Here is a 21,960-nt window from a genome sequence, read left to right on the forward strand (position 1 = left end):
TAGTTTCCAGACAGACCCTAGTTTATCTGACCCTTCATGTTGGCCTGGGCACTTTCCGTCCGGTCGATGAAGAAAATATTGAAGATCACAAAATGCACAGCGAATTTTATCGGTTATCCGAGGAGTCTGCCAAGACATTGAATGAAGTTCGTCAAAATGGCGGCAAAATTGTTGCCACTGGGACAACTTCGATTCGAACCTTGGAAACGGTAGGAACCAAATTTGATGGTGAAATTCGCCCTGATTCCGGTTGGACCGACATCTTTATTAAGCCGGGGTATCAGTGGAAGGTTGTGGATTCATTTATTACCAATTTCCATTTGCCAAAATCAACGCTTGTGATGTTGGTGGCATCTTTCACCGGTCGCGACAACATTTTAAACGCCTATCAGCACGCCATTGATGAGAAGTACCGCTTCTTCAGCTTTGGTGATGCGATGTACATTCATTAGGAGGATTCATTATATGCAACCAGCGATTACGTATCGCTTGATTAAAAAAGAAAAGCACACTGGGGCCCGTTTAGGTGAGATTACAACGCCCCACGGAACTTTCCGGACGCCAATGTTTATGCCGGTTGGTACCCAGGCAACGGTTAAAACCCTTGCTCCGGAAGAACTGGATGACATGGGCGCGACAATTATCCTGGCAAACACTTATCACCTCTGGCTGAGACCCGGTGAAGATATTGTTAAAGAAGCCGGCGGACTTCATAAATTCATGAATTGGAATAAGGGGATTCTGACCGACTCTGGTGGATTCCAAGTCTTTTCTCTTGCCAAAAACCGGGATATCACTGAAGAAGGGGTCACCTTCAAAAATGAAATCAACGGTTCAAAGATGTTCTTATCACCGGAAAAAGCCATTCAAATCGAAAATGACCTTGGACCGGATATTATGATGAGTCTGGACGAATGTCCACCATTCTTTGAGTCTTATGATTATGTAAAAAAATCGGTTGAACGAACCAGCCGATGGGCCGAACGTGGTTTGAAAGCTCACAAGAACCCGGATTGGCAGGGACTGTTTGGGATTGTTCAAGGCGCTGGATTTGAAGATTTACGAAAGCAATCTGCTAAAGATTTGGTGAGCCTTGATTTCCCTGGATATTCAATCGGGGGATTATCAGTTGGTGAATCCAAGCAGGAAATGAATCGGATCTTGGAATCCACCAGTCCACTGCTGCCTGAAAACAAGCCCCGCTACCTGATGGGGGTCGGCGCAACTGATTCGTTAATTGACGGTGTTATTCGGGGAATTGACATGTTTGACTGTGTCTTGCCAACCCGAATCGCCAGAAACGGAACGGTCATGACTTCACATGGCCGATTAGTTGTAAAGAACGCCAAGTACGCCCGTGACTTCACTCCTTTGGATGATCAATGCAACTGTTATACCTGTCGCAACTATACGCGGGCTTATATCAGACATTTAGTGAAAACCGATGAAACATTTGGGCTAAGGCTGTGCAGCTACCACAATTTATACTATTTGATTCATTTGATGAAACGTGTCCAGCAGGCAATCATGGATGACAACCTGTTGGATCTGCGCGCTGAAGTGTTTGAACAGTACGGTTATAACAAACCGAACCCGAAAAACTTTTAGCTATAGACTATTCAAGCCTTATTTGGTAAAGTATTCTTATGGAAAGTGTGGGTGAAAAATATTGAATCAATCTTATTACTCAATTTTGATGATTGTTGTCCTGTTTGCGGTTATGTATTTCTTGATGATCCGTCCTCAGAGAAAGCAACAACAAAAGCGTCGTGAACAACTTTCAAAGATCAAGGAAGGTGACCAGGTTATTACCATTGGTCGTCTTCACGGTGTTGTTGACGAAATCAACGAAGCTGAAAAGACTGTTACATTAGATTGTGACGGCATCTACTTGGTGTTTGATTTGAGCGCAATTGCATCAGTTAAGCAGCCTGCTGTTACTGCTCCTGCAGCTGACAACAACGCAGATGCTAACGACAAAGCAGCCGATGACAGCAAAGATGATTCTGCTTCAACCGATAATGATCAGAATGCAACTGAAAATTCTGACTCAGACAAGGGCGAATCAAAGTCTGAAGAAAAATAGTTTAAGTTTGCGGTTGGGAAGATGATTTAATTTCATCCCGACCATTTTTTTGACCCACATAAGAACATACGTTTGATTAAGAGTGATACTGATGAACACACAAGATAGAAATATTATTCATGTTGATATGGATGCATTCTATGCCTCAATTGAAGAGCGCAAGGATCCCAGACTGAAGTCAAAGCCGTTGATTGTGGCAAAAGATCCACGCAAGACTGGCGGCAGAGGTGTGGTTGCAACGGCCAATTATAAAGCCCGAAAATATGGTGTTCACTCAGCAATGAGTGCCATGAAAGCTCTGGAGCTATGTCCAAATGCCGTTTTTCGTTTTTCGGGATTCGATTTATACCGGTCGGTCTCCAATCAGATTCATGAAATTTTTCATGAGTATACCGAGATTATTGAATACGTCGCCTTGGATGAAGCTTATTTAGATGTATCCAATAACAAAAAGCACATTACTGATCCCATTCAGGTTGCCAGAATGATTCAAAACGAAATATGGCAAGCGACTCATCTCACCTGTTCGGTTGGCGTTTCTTATAACAAATTTTTGGCTAAAGAGGCATCTGACTACGCAAAACCGGTGGGAATCACTGTTATTGAAAAGCGGGATGCGCTTGAGTTTCTGGAGAAGCTGCCGATCGAGAAATTTCGGGGAGTCGGCAAAAAGACGGTTCCCAAGATGCATGATTTAAATATTAACAATGGTCAAGACCTGCTTCAATGGTCCCAGATGGATTTAATAAAACACTTTGGTAAGTTTGGGTATGTCCTTTACGAACGGGCCCGTGGTGTCGACAACCGGCCGGTCGAATATCAAAGAGTTCGAAAGTCCATCGGTAAAGAGCGGACATTTGGTCCGGCAATTGATAATCAGACCCAAGTTGATGACGCGCTGCAAAAGATTGCTGCCATGGTGGTCAAAGCGATGGATGATAAAAAGAAGCACGGTAAGACGCTGGTCCTCAAAATTCGATACGCCGACTTTTCCACGTTTACCAAGCGGGCAACCTTTGATAATTACATCAAAAATAATGCCGAGGAATATTTTGGGTTGGCAAATGATTTGTTGATTGATATGCCTGACATTACCAAAGGTGTTCGACTGTTGGGCATTACCATCACCAACCTGGATGATCTCAGTTATGAGAATATTGTTTTACCGCTGTTTAATTAATCGTTTTGGATGTAGCGGTTTATCTTATTCACGAATTAATGTATACTGAAGTGTTCAACAATAAAGTAATGGAGCAATAAATATGGCAATACAAGATCAAATACTTAACGAAATAAAGAAATTTAAAACAATTATTATTCATCGGCATAAGCGACCGGATCCGGATGCAATTGGTTCACAGATGGGGTTGGCTCAGTTAATCAAAGCTTCATTTCCTGACAAAACGGTTCTATGTGCCGGTAAACAATACGACAGTTTTGCCTGGTTGGGAACCACTGACCAAATTGCCGATGACCAGTATAAGGACGCATTGGTCATCGTTGTGGATACTGCAAATCAACCTCGAGTTGATGATGAAAGATATACCACTGGCAAGGAACTTATCAAGATTGATCACCATCCTAATGACGACCAATTTGGTGACATCATGTGGGTTGAACCGGAATCATCAAGTACTTCAGAATTGATTTACGACTTTTTTGATGCCAATAAAGATCAGTTAACTTTACCAGCAGAGGGTGCCCGTTTGCTTTACGCCGGCATTGTCGGTGATACAGGTAGATTTATGTATCCTTCAACATCCTCACATACATTGGAAGTTGCATCCAAATTGGCAACCTATGATTTCTCAACGAGTGAAGTCAATAAGATTGAAGACGAAATTGACATTCCACTTGCCCGGTTGTCGGCATATGTATACGAGAATTTAAATATTTTGGATAGCGGTGCTGCGTACCTGGTACTTTCCAACAAAGTACTCGAGCCATTCAAATTAGGTGATGAATCGACATCTGCTGTTGTGCCACTTCCTGGAAAAATCAAACAGGTTGTCGCTTGGGCAATCTTTGTCGAACAAAAGGACGGTTCATTCCGAATCCGTTTGCGTTCCAAAGGTCCTGAGATTAATGAACTTGCCAAACAATATGGTGGTGGCGGCCACCCACTTGCCAGTGGGGCGGTTGTCGAAGATGAAGACCATATCAAAGATTTTGTTAAAGATTTAAACGATCTTGTTGCTAAAAACAAGTAGGAGAATATATGAGTAATTTTTCAGAATTTAATTTAAAACCTTTTTTACTGGATGCAGTCAAGGAGCTAAATTTCAGCAAACCGACTCCGGTTCAGGAAAAAGTGATTCCCGTCATCATGCAGGGAAGAGACGTGGTTGGCCAGTCAGCAACCGGTAGCGGTAAAACCCACGCGTTTTTGCTGCCAATCTTTAATCAGCTGGATCCGGATAAAGACGAAGTCCAAGCGGTGATTACGACACCCAGTCGTGAGCTGGCATATCAAATTATTGATGCTGCCAAACAAATCGCCAAACATTGCGATCAGCCGATTTCGATTGGTCATTACGTTGGCGGAACCGACAAAGTTCGCCAGGAAAAGAAAATCAAGCATGAGCAACCCCAATTAGTGATTGGAACCCCTGGAAGAATCTGGGATTTGATTCAAAATGGTGGCTTGGATGTTCATACAGCTTCTCAGTTAGTCATTGACGAAGCAGATATGACACTTGATATGGGATTCTTGGACGTTGTCGATCATATTGCTGCCAGCTTTGGTAAACATGTCCAAATGATGGTCTTTTCAGCAACTATTCCACAAAAGATCAATATTTTTCTTAAAAAATGTATGGTTAATCCATTTATTGAAGAAATTCCTGTTTCAACAATTATTAGTCCAACCATTGATAATTGGCTGATTTCAACCAAGGGTCAGGATAAGAACCAGCTTATTTACAAGCTGCTGACAATTGGTGAGCCATATTTGGTGCTCATTTTTGCGAATACCCGGAAGCGGGTTGAAGAATTAACCAACTACTTAAAAGGTCAGGGCTTAAATGTTGCGATGATTCATGGTGGGATGAAGCCACGTGAACGTAAGCAGGTCATGAGAAGAGTCAAGAACCTCGATTTTCAATTTGTGGTTGCAACTGATTTAGCTGCTCGTGGAATTGATATCCAAGGGGTTTCCGATGTCATTAACGATGATATCCCAACCGAGGATTTGGAATTCTTCATTCATCGTGTCGGCCGGACTGGCCGAAACGGAATGTCCGGAACTTCAATTACCCTGTATTCTCCTGATGAGGAAAAAGCAGTTGAAGAACTGGAAGACATGGGCATTCATTTCAAGCCTAAAGCACTTAAAAATGGCGAAATTGTTGACTCGTATGATCGAAATCGACGAAAGACCCACCGAAAGAAGCACGATAAGCTTGATCCAACCATGATTGGTATGATTAAAAAGAAAAAGAAGCATATCAAACCAGGCTACAAACGCCGCATTAAGAACACAATTGCCCGTAAGGATGAGGTGGATCGACGGGTTGCTAAACGTGAAGAAGCCAGATCAAAGCGAAAGCAGCGAAAGAATAGTTCGTCACGTTATAGATAAGTCCGTATTGACACCATATTCACAAAAAAGTATACTTTGAATGTGTTAAGAATATGCTATTCAAATTTATTTTTCAGAGACACTTTGGTTGGTGGAAAAAGTGATTTAAGTTGAATAGTGCTCTCTTAAAATTTTAATTGTAAAACGCAACTCTACGTTATAGAGATCAAGTGGTTAACGATAAACATCGTTGCAATCAGAGTGGTACCGCGTCAATGGGCGTCTCTGTGAGCAACGGTGTTTTAATTTTGTCAAGGGAGAAATTAGTATGAAAGAGTTAAGCAGTAGTCAAGTGCGACAAATGTTCTTAGATTTTTTCCAGGAAAAAGGGCACACAATTGAACCAAGTGCTTCACTAATTCCAGTTGATGACCCAACTTTACTGTGGATCAATTCCGGTGTTGCGACCATGAAAAAATACTTTGACGGGACGGTTGTTCCAAAGAATCCACGGATGACCAGTTCACAGAAAAGTATCCGGACCAACGATATTGAAAACGTTGGTAAAACACCTCGACATCACACTTTGTTTGAAATGTTGGGGAACTTCTCTGTTGGAGATTATTTCAAAAAAGAAGCCATTACCTGGGCGTTTGAATTACTCACCTCTCCAAAGTGGTTTGGATGGGATAAAGATAAACTTTACATGACTGTTTACCCTAAAGATACAGATGCTAAGAAATTTTGGGAGCAAGTCGGTGTTGCGCCCGATCATATTGTCGATATTGAGGATAACTTCTGGGATATCGGCCAAGGTCCATCGGGCCCTGATTCAGAAATTTTCTACGATCGTGGTAAGGACTTTGACAATTTAGCTGATGATGACCCTGAAAATTATCCTGGTGGTGAAAATGACCGCTGGCTTGAAGTATGGAACATCGTGTTCTCACAATTCAACCACACCCCTCAAGATACTTATGAACCACTTCCTCGGAAAAACATTGATACTGGAATGGGACTTGAACGGGTTGTATCAATCTTTCAGCATGCCCGGACTAATTTCGAAACCGACTTGTTCCTGCCAATGATTCACGAGACTGAGAAATTAAGTGACAACAAGAAGTATGAAGCCAACAAACGTGATAATGAGGCATTTAGAATTATTGCCGATCATTCACGGGCAATCACCGTTGCCATTGGTGATGGTGCTTTACCATCAAACGTCGGTCGGGGATATGTTATCCGTCGATTGATCCGTCGTGCGATCGTGAACGGCCAACGTCTTGGGATTAACGAAGCTTTCTTATACAAGTTAGTGCCAGTTGTTGGTGAAACCCTGAAGTCTTATTATCCTGATGTCCTTAAGCAAAAAGATTACATTGCCAAAGTTGTTCGTTCTGAAGAAGATCGTTTCAACGAAACATTGGCCGATGGTCTGAAGCTGTTTCGTCAGGTTGTTAAAGACGCAAAAGCCAATCACCAAACTGTGATCGATGGTCCAACAGCATTTAAACTCTATGATACTTACGGCTTCCCAGTTGAATTAACTCAAGAAGAAGCCAGTGACGCTGGCTTGACGGTTGACAAGGCTGGATTTAAAGCTGAAATGCAAAAGCAAAAGGATCGTGCTCGAAAAGCTCGAAGCGGCGCCAAGTCAATGGGTGTTCAACGCGATTTGTTAATTGAAATTAAAGATCACAGTGAATATGTTGGTTATGACACCTTGGATGTTGATAACGCCAAGCTGGTAGCGATCGTTGAAAACGAAAAATTGGTTGACACCTCCAAAGGTGGAACCGTCGAAGCAATTTTTGACAAGACACCGTTCTACGCTGAGATGGGTGGCCAAGTTGCTGATCGGGGAATCGTCCTTGATGAACAGGGTGATAAAGTTGCCGATGTTGTCGACGTCCAACACGCACCAAATGGTCAAAACCTGCATACTTTGAAGACACAAGAACCCCTTGAAAAGGGTAAAACATATCATTTGGTCGTTGACAAATTATTCCACAGCCGGGTTGAAAAGAACCATACTGCCACTCATTTGCTTGACCAATCACTTAGAAATGTCTTGGGTGGTCATACCCAACAAGCTGGTTCATTGGTTGAACCAAATTACCTGCGCTTTGACTTTAACCACTTTGGCCAAGTAACCGATGCCGATCTGCAAAAGGTTGAGGACATGGTCAATCGGCAAATCTTTAATGAAATTGACGTTAAAACCATCGTTACCGATCCAAAGACTGGTAAGAAGATGGGCGCAATTGCCTTATTCAGTGAAAAATATGGCGACAAGGTTCGAGTTGTCAGCGTTGGTGATTTCTCAGTTGAATTTTGTGGTGGAACCCACGTTACCAACACCAGAGATATTGGCTTGTTCAAGATTGTTTCCGAATCAGGTGTTGGCGCCGGGGTTCGTCGAATTGAAGCGGTCACTGGAAAAGACGCTTTCAAGATGTTAAATGATCATGAAAAAGAACTAAAGCAGATTGCCAGCGATATGAAAGTGACTCAAATTAAAGATACGCCTAAGCGGGTAAGTCAATTACAAGCTGAAATCAAAGACTTACAGCAAAAGCAACAATCTTTGGAAGCCAAATTGGCTGGTCAACAAGCCCAAGATGTTTTTGCTGACAAAAAGACTGCCGGTAAGTATACAATTATTACAGGGGTCATTAAGGATGCCGGAATGGATCAGCTGCGTCAATTAGCTGATACTTGGCGTTCCAAGAAGTTGTCCGATGTCTTGGTACTTGGAACCGGCAGCGGTGAAAAAGCCAACCTGGTTGTTGCCGTGACAGATGATAAGATTAAGTCAGGTATTAAAGCTGGTGACTTAATTAAGTCGATCGCCGGTAATATTAAAGGTGGCGGTGGCGGCCGTCCAAACATGGCCCAAGCCGGTGGTAAAGATCCTGCCGGACTTGATAAGGCAATGAGTGCTGCCGTTGATTGGTTAACCAATAAGTAATTATTACACCACGGTTACATGTCCGTTACATTGGCATAGTTGATTGTAGTTTCAGTTATAATCAGTTAAAATTAATACAAATGACCTTATGTCATAGAGGTGAATCGTATGAGTTCTTTAGATAAAACCATGTTTTTTAATTTTAATGAAGATCAGCCAAAGGACGTTCGTGAAACATTATTGACTGTTTATGCAGCTCTCGAGGAAAAGGGCTATAACCCATATAACCAAATTGTTGGTTATTTGATTTCCGGAGATCCTGCATACATTCCACGTAATCTTGATGCCCGGAATCTTATCCGCAGACATGAACGTGATGAAATAATTGAAGAATTAGTTCGTTTCTACTTGGATAATCATCCAACTGATAATCATTCAAAAGAAACTAAAAAGGGTGAAAAATGAGATTAATGGGTTTAGATGTCGGCTCAAAAACCGTCGGAGTTGCTGTTAGCGACTTGTTAGGCTGGACCTCACAAGGGGTCGAAATAATTCAGATTGACGAGGACAACAAGGAATTTGGCTTAGACAGAGTTGCCGAGTTGGTCAAAAAATATCAGGTCGATGGTTTTGTTGTCGGGCTTCCGAAGAACATGAATAATACTTTGGGACCCCGGGTTGATGCTTCCGAACAGTATGGCAAACGACTTGAAGACAAGTTTCACTTGCCTGTCGATTATGAAGATGAACGACTGACAACTGTCGAAGCACAGCGAATGTTGACTGAAGAAGCAGATATTTCCAGAGCAAAGCGGAAAAAAGTGATTGATAAACTGGCCGCTGGTTTGATACTTCAGAATTATTTGGATCGTAAAGGTAAATTAACTAAAATATAGCGAGGTAAACAATTATGGCAGATCAAGAACCAGTACAACAACAAATTACATTAGTCGATGAAAACGGCGACGAAACATTATACGATGTATTATTTACTTTCAAGTCAGAAGACTTTGATCGTTCATACATTTTGATTTATCCGGATGGCAAGGGTGAAGACGAAGAAGTCGAAATCCAAGCATACGCATTGCCCAAGGGTGACGATCCAAGCGATCCCCAAGGCGGCGAACTCCAAGCTATCGAAACTGATAAGGAATGGGATATGATCGAATCAGTTTTGAATACTTTCTTGGGTAAAGATGGCGACGATCAGGATGATGACAGCAAAGATCAAAAGTAATTAACAGATTGTCATTATGATGAAAGGATTGAGGCGAAGCAGTTGTTTAGTCTCAGTCCTTTTTAATTGAAATAAATTAGGATGTGATGTAATGTCAAATAACGAAAAACAACGCTTTAAAGCAACCATTGGCGGTAAGGATTATGTCCTGATCGGTAAAGGAACTACGGAACACATGCAGGCAGTAACTGATCTGCTTAACGAACAGTTAAAGCAGCTCCATGAAGCAATGCCCAGTTCCACTGAAGAGCAGCGGGCAATATTAATTGCGTTTAACGCCATTTCCAAACAGTTTGAAATCGAAGAAAAGGTCAACAATAAAGAGGCTCATTAAATGGTTTTTAGCATTGGAATCATATTGATTTTAATATTTGGCTTTCTGCACGGTCTGTCGAAAGGATTTGTGGCGGAAGTACTCAGTTTAATCGGCTTTGTCTTGGCAACTTTTGTCAGTATTATCGGCACATCGCCAATTGCAGATGTCATCAACAACGCCATTTTTCAAGGAAGTGATAATGAAACTGCCCAAGTCATTGTGAAATGGGTTATATTTGTTTTGTTATTTGGGATTGTTTGGCGCATTGTCCGCGGCTTAAGCAATTTGTTATCGCCATTAACAAGGCTGCCAATTATTCATCAGTTGAATTCACTGCTTGGTGGAGCTGCCGACTTCATCATCAAATATTTGTTTATTTTTATTGTATTGAATTTCTTGTTGATCCTTCCGAGTCAAAGTATTCAGGACCAATACCAGCAATCTCCGGTTTCTCAATGGATTGTTAAGAAAACGCCGATTCTCTCAGATAAAATGATTCAGATTTGGAATCAGCATTCTAGTGAGGTTAATGTATGAACGAAAAAGTTTTAGAAACATTAGAATATGGCAAAATTAAAGAACAGTTGGCTAAATACCTGACAACTGATCGGGGACGAGAAATTGTTCACAACCTGAGACCCAGTTCGTCATTTGAAGCCGTTAATCAACGGCTTGAGCAAACTTCTGATGGTGCGGACATTGTTCGGCTTAAAGGTGAGATCCCAATTCCCAAATTAACTGAAATCTCTCCTTACATGAAGCGACTGAGAATTGAAAATGCCTCACTCAGCGGGACTGAACTTTCTCACATCACCAAGCTTCTACGGGTGGTTCAGGTTGTAACCGAATTCTTTCATGATTTGGAAGATGAAGAGGTTCATTTGAAGTCGGTGCCGGCAATCATTAATCGATTGACCTTGATGCCCGAAGTAACCAAACGAATGGTGGCATCTGTTGACGATGACGGCCGGATATTAGACGGCGCGTCATCTGAATTACGCTCAATTCGACGGACAATTGTTGCGACTCAAAGTAACATCCGATCCAAAATGGGCAAATTCATTAAAGGATCTGATGCCAAATACTTGTCAGAACCGATTATTACCGTTCGTGACGGCCGGTTTGTTCTGCCAATCAAATCAGAGTACAAGCAACGGTTTGGCGGGATTATTCATGACCAAAGTGCTTCCGGTCAAACACTGTATGTTGAGCCAAGCAACGTGGTTGAAATGAACAACCAGTTGAGACGAGACCAATTGGCCGAGCGGGCTGAAGTCCGCCGAATCTTGGGTGAACTGACAGACCTGATCCGACCACATCGGGATGAGCTGCTTGCGAATATGGATTTGGTTGGCCAATTGGACTTTGTGAACGCCAAGGCAAAATTTGTTCATGCCACTGGCAGTGTCCTTCCCAAAGTTTCCAAAGAGAATATTATTAATTTGCGAAAGGCCCGCCATCCTTTAATTCCCAAGGATAAAGTGGTTGCCAATGATATTGAGATTGGCGATAAGTACAACACCATTATTGTGACCGGACCCAATACCGGTGGTAAAACAATTACGATCAAAACGGTCGGCCTGCTTCAGTTAATGGGACAGTCCGGTCTGTTCATTACGGCCAATGAAGATTCCCAAATTGGGGTTTTCGATAATGTATTCGCCGATATCGGTGATGAACAATCCATCGAAGCCAATTTGAGTACATTTTCGTCACATATGGACAACATCATCACTATTCTCAAACAAATTAGTTCCAAGAGCCTGGTCCTTTTAGATGAGCTGGGTGCCGGAACTGATCCTAAAGAAGGGGCAGCCCTGGCGATGGCAATTATTGATGCCTTCCACAAAGTTGGCTGTGAATTGATTGCCACCACCCACTATCCCGAATTAAAAGCCTTTGCATACAACCGTCCGGGAATCATTAATGCTTCCATGGAATTTGATGTTGATACCCTTCGGCCGACATACCGATTCCTACTTGGAATTCCCGGTCAAAGTAATGCGTTGAACATCGCCAGCAAATTGGGGATGTCAAAGGACATTATTGACCAGGCACGGTCATTTACCGACACGGAGAACCAAGACATCAACAACATGATTGAAGAGCTTACAACGCAAACTAAGCGGGCTCACGATGAAGCTGACGAACTTGGTGGTCAATTAAAAGACGCTACCAAGCTTCATAATGAATTACAGGATAAATTTACAAAGTATGAAAATCAAAAAGACCGCCTAACTGAGCAAGCCAAAGAAAAGGCCAATCAAGTGGTTGAAGAAGCAAAGAAAAAAGCCGACCAAATTATCGACGATCTGCATAAAAAACAAGCTCAAATTGGCAAGGTTGCCGTCAAGGAAAACGAGTTGATTGATGCCAAAGGGGCTTTGAACAAGCTGGAAACAGCTCCCAACCTGACGAAGAACAAAGTCTTGAAGAAAGAAAAAGCCAAGCATGATTTTCATCCTGGAGACGACGTGTTGGTTAAATCTTATGGCCAACAGGGGACGTTACTCCGAAAAGATAAAAATCATACCTGGGATGTTCAAATTGGGATTTTGAAGATGCAAATCGAAGAATCCGATCTTGAAAAATCCAAGCCAGCCAAACAGGATAAGAGTCAGTATCAAGCCCATGTTTCCAGAACCCATTCGGCCGGTATGTCACCAACACTGGATCTCCGTGGCCATCGCTACGAAGAAGCAATGACGGAAGTTGATCGTTACATTGATTCAGCTCTGCTTGCCGGTTATCCTTCAGTCACGATTATTCATGGTAAAGGAACCGGGGCTTTGCGAAAAGGGGTTACCGAGTATTTGAAGCGTAATCCACGGGTTAAAAGCTTTGGCTATTCGGCACCAAATGCCGGTGGCGACGGCTCAACCGTCGTTAAATTAAAATGAGAATGATTGTGTGCAACTTGTTTGCTTTTTGCTAAAAAATTGTTAGTATTAAACTATTAAAGGATTGGAGTGTTTTTAATATGCTTAAAGAAACTACAGATCAAACTTTTGAAAAAGATACTGCCGAAGGTGTTACTTTGACCGATGTTTGGGCAACCTGGTGTGGTCCTTGCCGTATGCAGACGCCTGTTATTGAAGAGTTGGCAGAAGAAATGGACAACGTTAAGTTCACTAAGATGGATGCTGATAAGAATCCTAAGACCCTGGCCAAATTTGGGATCATGAGCATTCCAACTTTGTTGGTTAAAAAAGATGGTAAAGTGGTTGATACCATTGTTGGATATCATCCAAAAGCTCAAGTGAAGAAAGTTTTGGATCAGTACGCTGGATAAATCACATCAATGATTTGATTTTAAACGGTCGTTTACGAGCTTTACCGTTCTGCGGTGGCTCGTTTTTTTGTGGCCGCGAAAAGACAATAAAACCCCACCACAAAATCCGTGGTGGGGCATCTGGAACGTTATTTTGTTTCGTTTTCTGATTTGGCATCCTCATCCGGTTCCACAATTTGGAAAATTGAGGAAGCTTCCTGACCGTCATTTGGCTTGTCAGGACTCAAATAAGTGCTCAGTAAGACAAAGCCTTTGTTGACATTGGCTTTTTCAAGCTCTGCTTCGGCCTGCTGATTCAGGATGTACTGACAGCTCTGGGCAATAAATCCGGATTCCAAATAAAAGTCGGGATCATCGTAAGCCTTCAATCTCTGGGCAACAATTTCTCCGCCAAGCTGCCAATTAATTTGGTTGCCTGACCGTTTAAGAAGCTTAAGGTCCCCAAATTTGAATTGCTTGAAGAAAGTTTCCAAATCTTCATAAGTTGCCAAGCGATGGTTTCTTGCCAAATGCTTGCCAGCCCAATACGAAATTTCGTGGGAGTCTTTGCCTAAAATCTCAGGGATCAGTGAATCACGAATCAATTCCTGTCCCAGAAGGCTTTTCATCGTGTCATTATTCATAAAACTTTTGTATACTTCGTTATCCATTTTTTAATCTCCATCAATGCAAAATGTAATAAATTAATTATACAATATAATCATTAATCTTGTTTTAAGTTGAACATAAGATTCGTTTGCAAGATAATAATGTTATTGAAACAAGGGAAGAAGGAATTCTGTTGGATAATCGGCCAATTGGCGTTATGGACTCGGGGGTCGGCGGACTTACCGTCTTAAAAGAAATTACTAAAATCCTCCCAAATGAATCGTACATCTTTATTGGGGATCAGGCCAATTTACCATACGGGCAAAAGAGTTCTGAAACTGTTAAAAAATTAACTAAACGAATTGCGGATTATATGGTTGAGCAAAACGTTAAAATGTTTGTGATTGCTTGCAACACCGCAACTGCAGCTGCGTATGAATATTTAAAAAAGATTCTGCCGATTCCGGTCATTGGGGTAATTGAACCTGGTGCTGAAATGGCAGTTGAGGCATCAAAGTCAGATCAAATTGGGGTGATTGCCACAAATGGTACCGTTCGATCGGGAGATTATGAACGATTGATCAAGGCCCACAATCCCAATGCGGTCGTCTCCTCATTGGGCTGTCCCGAATTTGTCACCATGGTTGAGCAGGGCTTGGCCGGAACGGTGGAGGCTCAAGTTGCCGTTAATAATCGACTGGCATGGTTCATGGATAAACCAATTGATACCTTGGTTATGGGATGCACCCATTTTCCGATTTTACGTCAAGAAATTAAAAACGTTGTTGGAAATGACGTGACCCTCGTGGATCCGGGAATTGCGACCGCTCAACAAGTGTTGGCATATTTGAAATCCCATCAGGCTTTGACAGATAATCAGAGTCATTCCGAACGAAAATTTTATACAACCGGTAACCCGGTTGATTTTTCAAAGATTGCCGATAAGCTGCTTGGAACACCTATTTCTGCAGTTCAGTTAGACATTTAAAGGAGTTTGATAACATGAAAAGACCTGATTCAATTGTGATTGCGTCACAGAACGTGCATAAAGTCATTGAGTTTGAAGACGCGTTTAAAAACACTGGCGTTACGATCAAATCACTGAAACATTTCGACAATGTCCCTAAGATTGACGAAACTGGGACCACATTTGAGGAAAATGCCACATTGAAAGCAACTGGCATTATGAATTTTACCCATCAGGCAGTGATTGCTGATGATTCCGGGTTGGTTGTCAACGCATTAAATGGCCAACCGGGAGTTCACTCTGCTCGTTACGCAGGGGATCACGATGATGATGCCAATAACAATAAATTACTTAAGGAAATGCAAAATAAGCAGGATCGGTCTGCCTATTTTGAATCTGTCTTGGTATATTTAACTCCAGAGGGTGACAGAGTTGTCTCCTCAGGAAGAATCGACGGCCAAATTTTAAGAGCCCGTCGTGGTAATGATAATTTTGGCTATGATCCGTTATTTTATGTTCCGGCTCAGCAAAAGACGCTTGCCGAAATGACGACTCATGATAAAAATATGATTAGTCATCGTGGTAATGCCATTCGAAACTTATTGAGTCAATTATTGGAGCTGTGGGATTAATGAAAATCGTTGCGGTAAGTGATAGTCACGGGGATCGAAAAAATTGTCCAACAATTGGTTGATCGCTATGACGGCAAAGTAGACGGCATCTTTCATTGTGGAGATTCCGAATTATCAATTGATGATCCATTGGTTGCCAAACTTCACATTGTTCAAGGCAATATGGATTTAGCTGCTTTTCCTGATCATGACGTTGAAACAATTGACGGCCAAACAATATTAGTTACCCATGGTCATCATCAAAATGTCAACGGTGGTTTGTTGAACCTCGAATTATATGCTTGCAGTTTGGCTGCCAACGTGGTTTTGTTTGGCCATACTCACCAGGTGGGCACGACTTTTGACGATGGCATGCTGTTTGTCAATCCGGGAAGTATTTCTCAGCCTCGAGGGGAGTTCGCAGTCATTGGTGGAACTTACGCAATCATTGAATCGGATCAGCATCAATATACGGTTCAGTTTTACAATCGTGATTTTCAACCAGTGAAAAAATTAGCTCGACGTTTTACCTACTAGCAGAAAAGGAGTCTACTTTTACATGATCGATAAACCGATTGAAACTGTCATGAGAGAAAGCAAGCGGAATATTTTGATTCCCGCCGACCTGGTTGCGACCGTTAATCAGGATAATAATCTCCAACATGTTTTTATGGTTCTGACAAAGGTTAAATACGCCAAGATTCCGGTTCTGGATAATGATAATCATTTCAAAGGACTGGTTTCTTTACCAATGATCACAGAACTGATGCTTCAAGATACTGGAATCACCAGTCGGCCATTGGAATCGGTTAAAGTTAAACAAATAATGCAAAAAGATGTGCCAACCATTTATGAGCGGGACAATCTGGAGGCAATTATGCGTTACCTCGTTGATGAGAACTTTCTGGTGTTTGTTGATTCGGACAATCACTTTAAGGGAATTATTACCCGTCGTGAGCTTTTCAAAGAAATTAATTTTCTTGCGCATAATTTCAATAAACACTACATTGCATTGCCGGTTTATAACCATAAATCGACCAGTGAAACTAAAAAGGCGAAAGTTCAAGGAACAAAAGGGATTATTAATAGATAAAGCTTTTAATCAAAAACGGATGTGACAATGATTGCCACATCCGTTTTTACATATAAAATAATATTCAAAATCATGAATGAGCCTGTCCGGAAACCAGCGTTGGACTTGATGGAAGTTCGATTCCAGCACGATTAATCTCGGCAAGATAAAATGCCAAAAAGTTGTGGGAAACTTCGTATTGGCTGCCATTTTTAGTTGTAATGTTGACTTGGATAACCAACTTGCCATTCGGCAGGCTGATGGTCCCTAAAATCTTGGGTTTGCCAACAATATCGGGGTAGTTGGGAACCTCTTTATCATTGACTTTTCGAATAATTTCGGTCACTTTTTCGACGGGGGTTTGCGGGAAGATTCCAACTTGAATCATGGCCGTCATGTTATTTCTGGACATGTTGGCAATTGTGGTAATTGTCCGGTTGGGGATGAAGTTTAACGTTCCGTCATCGCCGACCACTTGGGTTGTTCGAATCCCAACAGCAGTTACCGTTCCTTTGATTGTGCCAATTTGAACATATTCACCGACTTCAATTTCCTTTTCCAATAGGATAAAGAAGCCACTCACAATGTCGGTCACAAATCCCTGGGCGCCAAGACCGATCGCTAAACTGAAGATTCCGGCAGATGCCACCAGCGTCCCAACAGGAACCCCGATTGTTGACAGGATGGAGTAGATCCAGAAGAACCATAAGCAATAGTTCAAAATATTGATCGTCAACGTGTGGAACGTTTTAATTCGCTTTTCAGCAACCGTATTTTGGTATTTCATCCGGTAACGTTTGAAAAAGTGGTTGATGACGCCTTTACCAATCCGCTTAAAGACTAAAAAGAGGATGGTAAACAGGATTAACAGGACCACCTTTTCCAAGATCGTCATTGCCAAGCGGTCCCAATCGACCATATGAAAATATTTTTGCCAGTTGATTCCTAAAGTTATCAAATTCAAGTTATTTATCATCGCGATTCCTCACTTTGTATATACCATTATCTTAGCAAATTGGGTGGGTAAAAGAAACCATTCCCCGTTCATTTTCATTGTCAAACCATTGTTGGAATGCTATTCTTAAGTAAATGTTGCACAAGGAGGAAGAATGATGACAGCTGGACAAATCGCCGGCCTGATCGCCGCAATTGCATTTTTGCTTTTGGTAATCTTTATCGGACTATTTTTACTAAAGGTAAGCAGAACTATCTCAGAAGTAAATTCAACAATTAGGACAATGACCAGTAACGTAGATGTCATTGCCAAGCAAACTGATAAAATTATGTCAACTTCCAATGATTTGGTTAAAGATGTTGACGAAAAGTTGAATATTGTGACACCCGTATTCCAAGCTGCAGCTGATTTAGGTGAAAGTGTTTCAAGCTTAAACAGCGCAACCCAAAATCTGACCAAGCGAGTAAAGAACACTGGGAAGAAGGGTGTTTCCGGAGGTCTTGCCGGAAAATTTGGCAAGGGTGCGTGGAACATGTACCGCAACCGACACAATTCACAAAAGACCACGAAGTAATGATTTGAAAGGATGATTATAATGGGTAAAAAATTAGCGTTAGGTTTATTTGCCGGTGCATTAGGGGCCGGTTTGTATGCAGCATATCAAAAGTTGGATGAAGCAAAGAAAGCCGAAATCAAGCGGAATGCACGGGATAAGGCCGATGAGTTACGTGATCGGGCAGTTGACTACGCATTCTACGCCAACGACGCTGTGAGCGATTTGAAAGACGTCATTCATGATGAAATGGAAAACACCAAGGGCACTGTTAGTGATGCCAAATCTCAATTTGCCGATAAAGCAAAGGGATTTACATCAAAGCAGTCTGATGATGATGTTGATGATCAGGATGATCAAGACGATATCGTTGTTGATGCCAAGGATGCTTTCCAAGACAGTGGCATTCCAAGTTCTGCCGATGATCTTGATCCACAGCCACATAAAGATGACGACAGTCAAAATGAAATTCCGATCACTGATGACAGTGATGACAATAAATAAAAAAGGCAACCGTTACGGTTGCTTTTTTATTTTGCCTTATTGTTCAATATATCGTAATTCTTTGGTTGTGTGCGTGAATGGCTCACAGCCATTTTCTGTAATGTGAACACAATCTTCAATTCGAACTCCGGCAACGTTTGGAATATAAATTCCAGGTTCAATTGAGAAGCACATGCCTGGCTGGAGCTCCATCTTGTTTCCGGCCATAATGGATGGAAATTCATGTTCACTCATGCCCATTCCATGACCAAGTCGGTGAATGAAGTATTCGCCATAGCCGGCTTTTGAAATGACGTCTCGAGCAACTTTATCAAGCTCCTCTGCGGTGACGCCGGGCTTGGCAGCAGCTTGAGCAGACAACTGAGCTTCCAGACAAACCTTGTAGATATCCATCGATTTTTCATCAGGTTTACCCACGGCAATTGTTCTTGAAGCATCACTAATGTAGCCATCCCAGACAGTCCCCAAATCAAACAGAACAAGCTGGTTGTTTTGAACCTTGTTTTCACTGGTTGCGCCATGCGGTTCAGCTGCGTGCGCACCTGCTTGAACCAATGAAGGGAAACTTAATTCCATGATGCCGTTTTGCATCAAAGCGTACTGCAGGTCAGCAGCAATTTGATCTTCGGTTTTACCAACTTTGACGGCTTCGAAGCCTTTTTGTAAGGCAAAATCATCCCATTTTCCGGCAATCTTTAATTTTTCAATTTCGTCATCAGACTTGATTAAGCGCATTTGTTCAACAAATGGTGTTAAATTAGCTGAAAAGTCCGCATTTGGAAATACTTGTTGTAAAGCTTCCAAACGAGTAACTGACAGCTGATTTTTCTCAATTGCAAAATGAGTGTCAGCTGTATTGCGTTCGTGGACGCGATCGGCAATCATGACCCATGGATCTTCATGGTCCAGGTAGCCGTAAACCGGAGAAGTCCATCCAGTATCCTTGATAGCTTCCGTTTCCAACGCAGGGCCAAAAATGAAGGGCTCGTGGTCTTTAAAAATAACCATCATGAGCACTCGTTCAACTGGATCGCTGTAAAAAGTGGTGAGGTACTGAATTGTCTTAGGATCGGTTACCAAAGCAATGTCTTGGCCATTTTCAGCCAGCCAGTTTTGGATTTTTTCTATCTTATTCATGGAATCACTCCTTATTATTTAAAAACAGTATATCATATCAAATTATTTTGAATTTATTTACGATTATCGCCGTAAAGTTCCGTTTTCACTTGAATTTTCAGCAATCTTAGTTTATGATTTAACTGAAAACGTTTTCAATTTGCTGAAAACCTTTTTATTTGGTATATTAGATGATGTTTTGAAAATCGATGAAAACATATTCTAACGAGAAAGAAAGGGCTATCTTTATGGACAAACAAACAATCACAATTTATGATGTTGCCAGAGAAGCTAGTGTCTCGATGGCAACCGTTTCTCGAGTAGTCAATGGAAATGCCAATGTAAAGCCGGCAACTCGGAAAAAAGTTCTGGATGTTATTGAAAAACTGGATTACAGACCTAACGCTGTTGCCAGAGGTTTGGCAAGTAAGAAAACGACAACTGTCGGTGTAATCGTTCCTGATGTGACCAACATGTACTTTGCTTCATTGGCACGTGGAATTGATGATGTTGCTACAATGTACAAGTACAATATTATCTTGACCAACTCTGATTCAAATGGTGAAAAAGAAGTTAATGTTCTTAACACTTTGCTGTCAAAACAAGTGGACGGCATTATTTTCATGGGTAATGAGATTACCGATAAACTCCGAGAAGAGTTTAAACGGACCAAGACCCCAATCGTTTTTGCCGGTTCAGTTGATGAGCAGAACATCTATGCCCGAGTTAATATCGACTATACCGCCGCTGTTCAAGAAGAGGTTAAGAACCTGATTGATCGCGGTAACAAGCGGGTTGCATTTGTATGTGGACCTTTGGAACAAGCCATTAATGGTCAGTTCCGCCTGAAGGGTTACAAACAGGCCTTGAAGAGTGCGGGAATTCCTTATGACGACAAGCTGGTCTTCGAAACGGATGATACATACAAGACCGGAACTTTGCTTCAACCTGCACTGATGTCAGTTAACGCCACTGCAGCAATGGTAACTGATGATGAATTGGCAGCTGGAATTATGAATGGGATGTCGGATGCCGGCGTAAAGGTGCCTGACGACTTTGAAATTATTACCAGTAATGATACGAAGTTGACCGAAATGGTTCGACCAAAGATGTCATCCATTACTCAGCCTTTGTATGATATTGGTGCCGTTGCAATGCGTCTGCTTACCAAGTTGATGCATAACGAGCCAGTTGATGAAAAGGACGTTTTGTTGCCTTATGGTTTGATGAAGCGCGAATCAACTAAATAAAAAGCCTCATTAGAATGATGATGAGTGATCCCAGACAGGGACACTCATTTTGTCTACTCAATATTTTTTAGGAATCAGACAGATAATGGCTATGCTTTCTTGAAACAGGTGGTCGTATCTGGTAAAATGTTGTCGTATGTTTATAATCAGCTAATAAATTTTAGAAAAGAGGAGTTATTATGTCAGGACATTCAAAATGGCATAACATTCAAGGGCGTAAAAACGCTCAGGATGCTAAACGTGGAAAGATCTTCCAAAAAATATCACGTGACTTGTATCAAGCCGCTAAAAAAGGTGATCCTGATCCAGAAAATAATCCTCAATTACGTCTAGTGATGGAAAAAGCACGGGCTGCCAACATGCCTAAGGACAACGTTCAACGTGCAATCGATAAGGCCTCAGGTATTGGTGGAGCCAAATTCGAAGAAATTACTTATGAGGGTTATGGTCCTGGTGGTACAGCCATCATGGTTTCAGCTTTGACGGATAACAAGAACCGAACTGCTGCTGCAATTCGTTCAGCATTTACTCATCATGGTGGAACTCTTGGAACCAGCGGATCAGTATCATATATGTTTGATCGTAAAGGCTACATTGTTATTCTTCGTGATGGTCTCGATACCGATGAAGATACAATGTTGATGGACGCACTTGACGCAGGTGCCGATGACATGAAGACCAGTGATGACGCATACGAAATCTTCACTGACCCTAAGTCAATGGACACAGTTCGTGATGCTTTGCAAAAGAAGGGTTACGATACTGATACTGCTGAAGTTCGTTTGTTCCCTGAGAACACAACCGATGTTCCCGAAGACAAAATTCCTCAATACACCGGCTTAATTGACGAACTTGAAGAAAATGACGATGTTCAAGACGTTTATGAAGCAGCTAAATTACCAGAGGAATAAATTAATAATCCTTTAAGTGAGATGACTAATCTTTTGATTAGTCATCTTTTTTTGTCTAAAAAAATAAAAGA

The 21,960-nt window shown here is 41.7% G+C and carries 24 protein-coding genes and 1 pseudogene; 22 read left to right on the top strand and 3 right to left on the bottom strand.

The window, feature by feature from the left end:
- From LKE01_RS00005 to trxA, 14 genes are all read left to right on the top strand, one after another.
- Window positions 1-452 (top strand): S-adenosylmethionine:tRNA ribosyltransferase-isomerase (locus LKE01_RS00005; protein WP_186806015.1); only part of this gene is annotated, 452 nt, incomplete at its 5' end.
- Window positions 453-465: 13 nt separating this feature from the next.
- Complete coding sequence (gene tgt, locus LKE01_RS00010) at window positions 466-1,608, top strand: tRNA guanosine(34) transglycosylase Tgt (RefSeq protein WP_056982528.1); 1,143 nt, start codon at window positions 466-468, stop codon at window positions 1,606-1,608.
- A gap of 88 nt (window positions 1,609-1,696) precedes the next feature.
- The gene (gene yajC, locus LKE01_RS00015) at window positions 1,697-2,086 is read left to right on the top strand and encodes a preprotein translocase subunit YajC (RefSeq protein WP_054769003.1); all 390 of its coding nucleotides are present in this window, start codon (window positions 1,697-1,699) and stop codon (window positions 2,084-2,086) included.
- 91 nt (window positions 2,087-2,177) lie between these two features.
- Window positions 2,178-3,266 (top strand): DNA polymerase IV, encoded by a 1,089-nt coding sequence (gene dinB / locus LKE01_RS00020; RefSeq protein WP_056982530.1) that lies wholly within the window; start codon window positions 2,178-2,180, stop codon window positions 3,264-3,266.
- Between the two features lie 82 nt (window positions 3,267-3,348).
- On the top strand, window positions 3,349-4,296 hold the full coding sequence (locus LKE01_RS00025) for a DHH family phosphoesterase (RefSeq protein WP_054769001.1): 948 nt from the start codon (window positions 3,349-3,351) through the stop codon (window positions 4,294-4,296).
- Between the two features lie 8 nt (window positions 4,297-4,304).
- Window positions 4,305-5,666, top strand: coding sequence for a DEAD/DEAH box helicase (locus LKE01_RS00030; protein WP_056982533.1), 1,362 nt, complete (start codon window positions 4,305-4,307; stop codon window positions 5,664-5,666).
- Window positions 5,667-5,934: 268 nt separating this feature from the next.
- Window positions 5,935-8,577, top strand: coding sequence for an alanine--tRNA ligase (gene alaS, locus LKE01_RS00035; protein ID WP_056982535.1), 2,643 nt, complete (start codon window positions 5,935-5,937; stop codon window positions 8,575-8,577).
- A gap of 108 nt (window positions 8,578-8,685) precedes the next feature.
- On the top strand, window positions 8,686-8,982 hold the full coding sequence (locus LKE01_RS00040; protein ID WP_054769000.1) for an IreB family regulatory phosphoprotein: 297 nt from the start codon (window positions 8,686-8,688) through the stop codon (window positions 8,980-8,982).
- On the top strand, window positions 8,979-9,413 hold the full coding sequence (gene ruvX / locus LKE01_RS00045; protein WP_056982537.1) for a Holliday junction resolvase RuvX: 435 nt from the start codon (window positions 8,979-8,981) through the stop codon (window positions 9,411-9,413). The genes LKE01_RS00040 and ruvX overlap by 4 nt, the downstream gene beginning before the upstream one ends.
- A gap of 14 nt (window positions 9,414-9,427) precedes the next feature.
- Complete coding sequence (locus LKE01_RS00050; protein ID WP_054768999.1) at window positions 9,428-9,754, top strand: DUF1292 domain-containing protein; 327 nt, start codon at window positions 9,428-9,430, stop codon at window positions 9,752-9,754.
- A 91-nt stretch (window positions 9,755-9,845) separates the two neighbouring features.
- Window positions 9,846-10,088: a cell division protein ZapA gene (locus LKE01_RS00055; RefSeq protein WP_054768998.1), complete on the top strand. Its 243-nt coding sequence runs from the start codon at window positions 9,846-9,848 to the stop codon at window positions 10,086-10,088.
- Entirely contained in the window at window positions 10,089-10,607 is a 519-nt protein-coding gene (locus tag LKE01_RS00060; RefSeq protein WP_054768997.1) for a CvpA family protein, read from the top strand.
- Window positions 10,604-12,970 carry an endonuclease MutS2 gene (locus LKE01_RS00065; protein WP_056982539.1) on the top strand — a complete coding sequence of 789 codons (2,367 nt, stop codon included), beginning with the start codon at window positions 10,604-10,606 and terminating at the stop codon, window positions 12,968-12,970. The genes LKE01_RS00060 and LKE01_RS00065 overlap by 4 nt, the downstream gene beginning before the upstream one ends.
- Window positions 12,971-13,050: 80 nt before the next feature.
- On the top strand, window positions 13,051-13,362 hold the full coding sequence (gene trxA / locus LKE01_RS00070; RefSeq protein WP_056982541.1) for a thioredoxin: 312 nt from the start codon (window positions 13,051-13,053) through the stop codon (window positions 13,360-13,362).
- Window positions 13,363-13,490: 128 nt separating this feature from the next.
- Here trxA and LKE01_RS00075 read toward each other — a convergent pair whose 3' ends face one another.
- Window positions 13,491-14,012, bottom strand: coding sequence for a DUF2507 domain-containing protein (locus tag LKE01_RS00075; RefSeq protein WP_056982542.1), 522 nt, complete (start codon window positions 14,010-14,012; stop codon window positions 13,491-13,493).
- 155 nt (window positions 14,013-14,167) lie between these two features.
- Between LKE01_RS00075 and murI the strand changes: the two genes are divergently transcribed.
- The 4 genes and pseudogenes from murI to cbpB all read left to right on the top strand — a co-directional run bounded on the left by murI (window position 14,168) and on the right by cbpB (window position 16,621).
- Window positions 14,168-14,938, top strand: coding sequence for a glutamate racemase (gene murI, locus LKE01_RS00080; protein WP_056982625.1), 771 nt, complete (start codon window positions 14,168-14,170; stop codon window positions 14,936-14,938).
- Between the two features lie 14 nt (window positions 14,939-14,952).
- Window positions 14,953-15,549, top strand: a complete 597-nt coding sequence (locus LKE01_RS00085) for an XTP/dITP diphosphatase (RefSeq protein ID WP_056982544.1) — start codon at window positions 14,953-14,955, stop codon at window positions 15,547-15,549.
- Window positions 15,549-16,065: pseudogene (locus tag LKE01_RS00090) on the top strand (metallophosphoesterase). Before LKE01_RS00085 ends, LKE01_RS00090 begins: the two are co-directional and overlap by 1 nt.
- A 22-nt stretch (window positions 16,066-16,087) precedes the next feature.
- Complete coding sequence (gene cbpB / locus LKE01_RS00095) at window positions 16,088-16,621, top strand: cyclic-di-AMP-binding protein CbpB (RefSeq protein WP_054768996.1); 534 nt, start codon at window positions 16,088-16,090, stop codon at window positions 16,619-16,621.
- Window positions 16,622-16,691: 70 nt separating this feature from the next.
- On the opposite strand, the gene LKE01_RS00100 is transcribed toward cbpB, so the two are convergent.
- Window positions 16,692-17,576, bottom strand: coding sequence for a mechanosensitive ion channel family protein (locus LKE01_RS00100; RefSeq protein WP_054768995.1), 885 nt, complete (start codon window positions 17,574-17,576; stop codon window positions 16,692-16,694).
- 136 nt (window positions 17,577-17,712) lie between these two features.
- Between LKE01_RS00100 and LKE01_RS00105 the strand changes: the two genes are divergently transcribed.
- Together LKE01_RS00105 and LKE01_RS00110 are read left to right on the top strand one after the other, a co-directional pair.
- Window positions 17,713-18,129 carry a DUF948 domain-containing protein gene (locus tag LKE01_RS00105; RefSeq protein ID WP_056982546.1) on the top strand — a complete coding sequence of 139 codons (417 nt, stop codon included), beginning with the start codon at window positions 17,713-17,715 and terminating at the stop codon, window positions 18,127-18,129.
- 21 nt (window positions 18,130-18,150) lie between these two features.
- A complete protein-coding gene (locus tag LKE01_RS00110) occupies window positions 18,151-18,612 on the top strand; it encodes a YtxH domain-containing protein (protein WP_054768994.1) in 462 nt (153 codons plus the stop codon).
- 36 nt (window positions 18,613-18,648) lie between these two features.
- On the opposite strand, the gene LKE01_RS00115 is transcribed toward LKE01_RS00110, so the two are convergent.
- Window positions 18,649-19,749, bottom strand: a complete 1,101-nt coding sequence (locus LKE01_RS00115; RefSeq protein WP_056982549.1) for a M24 family metallopeptidase — start codon at window positions 19,747-19,749, stop codon at window positions 18,649-18,651.
- A 227-nt stretch (window positions 19,750-19,976) separates the two neighbouring features.
- Between LKE01_RS00115 and ccpA the strand changes: the two genes are divergently transcribed.
- Window positions 19,977-20,978, top strand: a complete 1,002-nt coding sequence (gene ccpA / locus LKE01_RS00120) for a catabolite control protein A (RefSeq protein WP_056982551.1) — start codon at window positions 19,977-19,979, stop codon at window positions 20,976-20,978.
- Between the two features lie 179 nt (window positions 20,979-21,157).
- Entirely contained in the window at window positions 21,158-21,889 is a 732-nt protein-coding gene (locus tag LKE01_RS00125) for a YebC/PmpR family DNA-binding transcriptional regulator (protein WP_056982553.1), read from the top strand.
- Window positions 21,890-21,960 lie beyond the last annotated feature (71 nt).

The sequence above is a fragment of the Lentilactobacillus kefiri genome (genome assembly GCF_007989105.1).
GTDB classification, from domain to species: domain Bacteria; phylum Bacillota; class Bacilli; order Lactobacillales; family Lactobacillaceae; genus Lentilactobacillus; species Lentilactobacillus kefiri.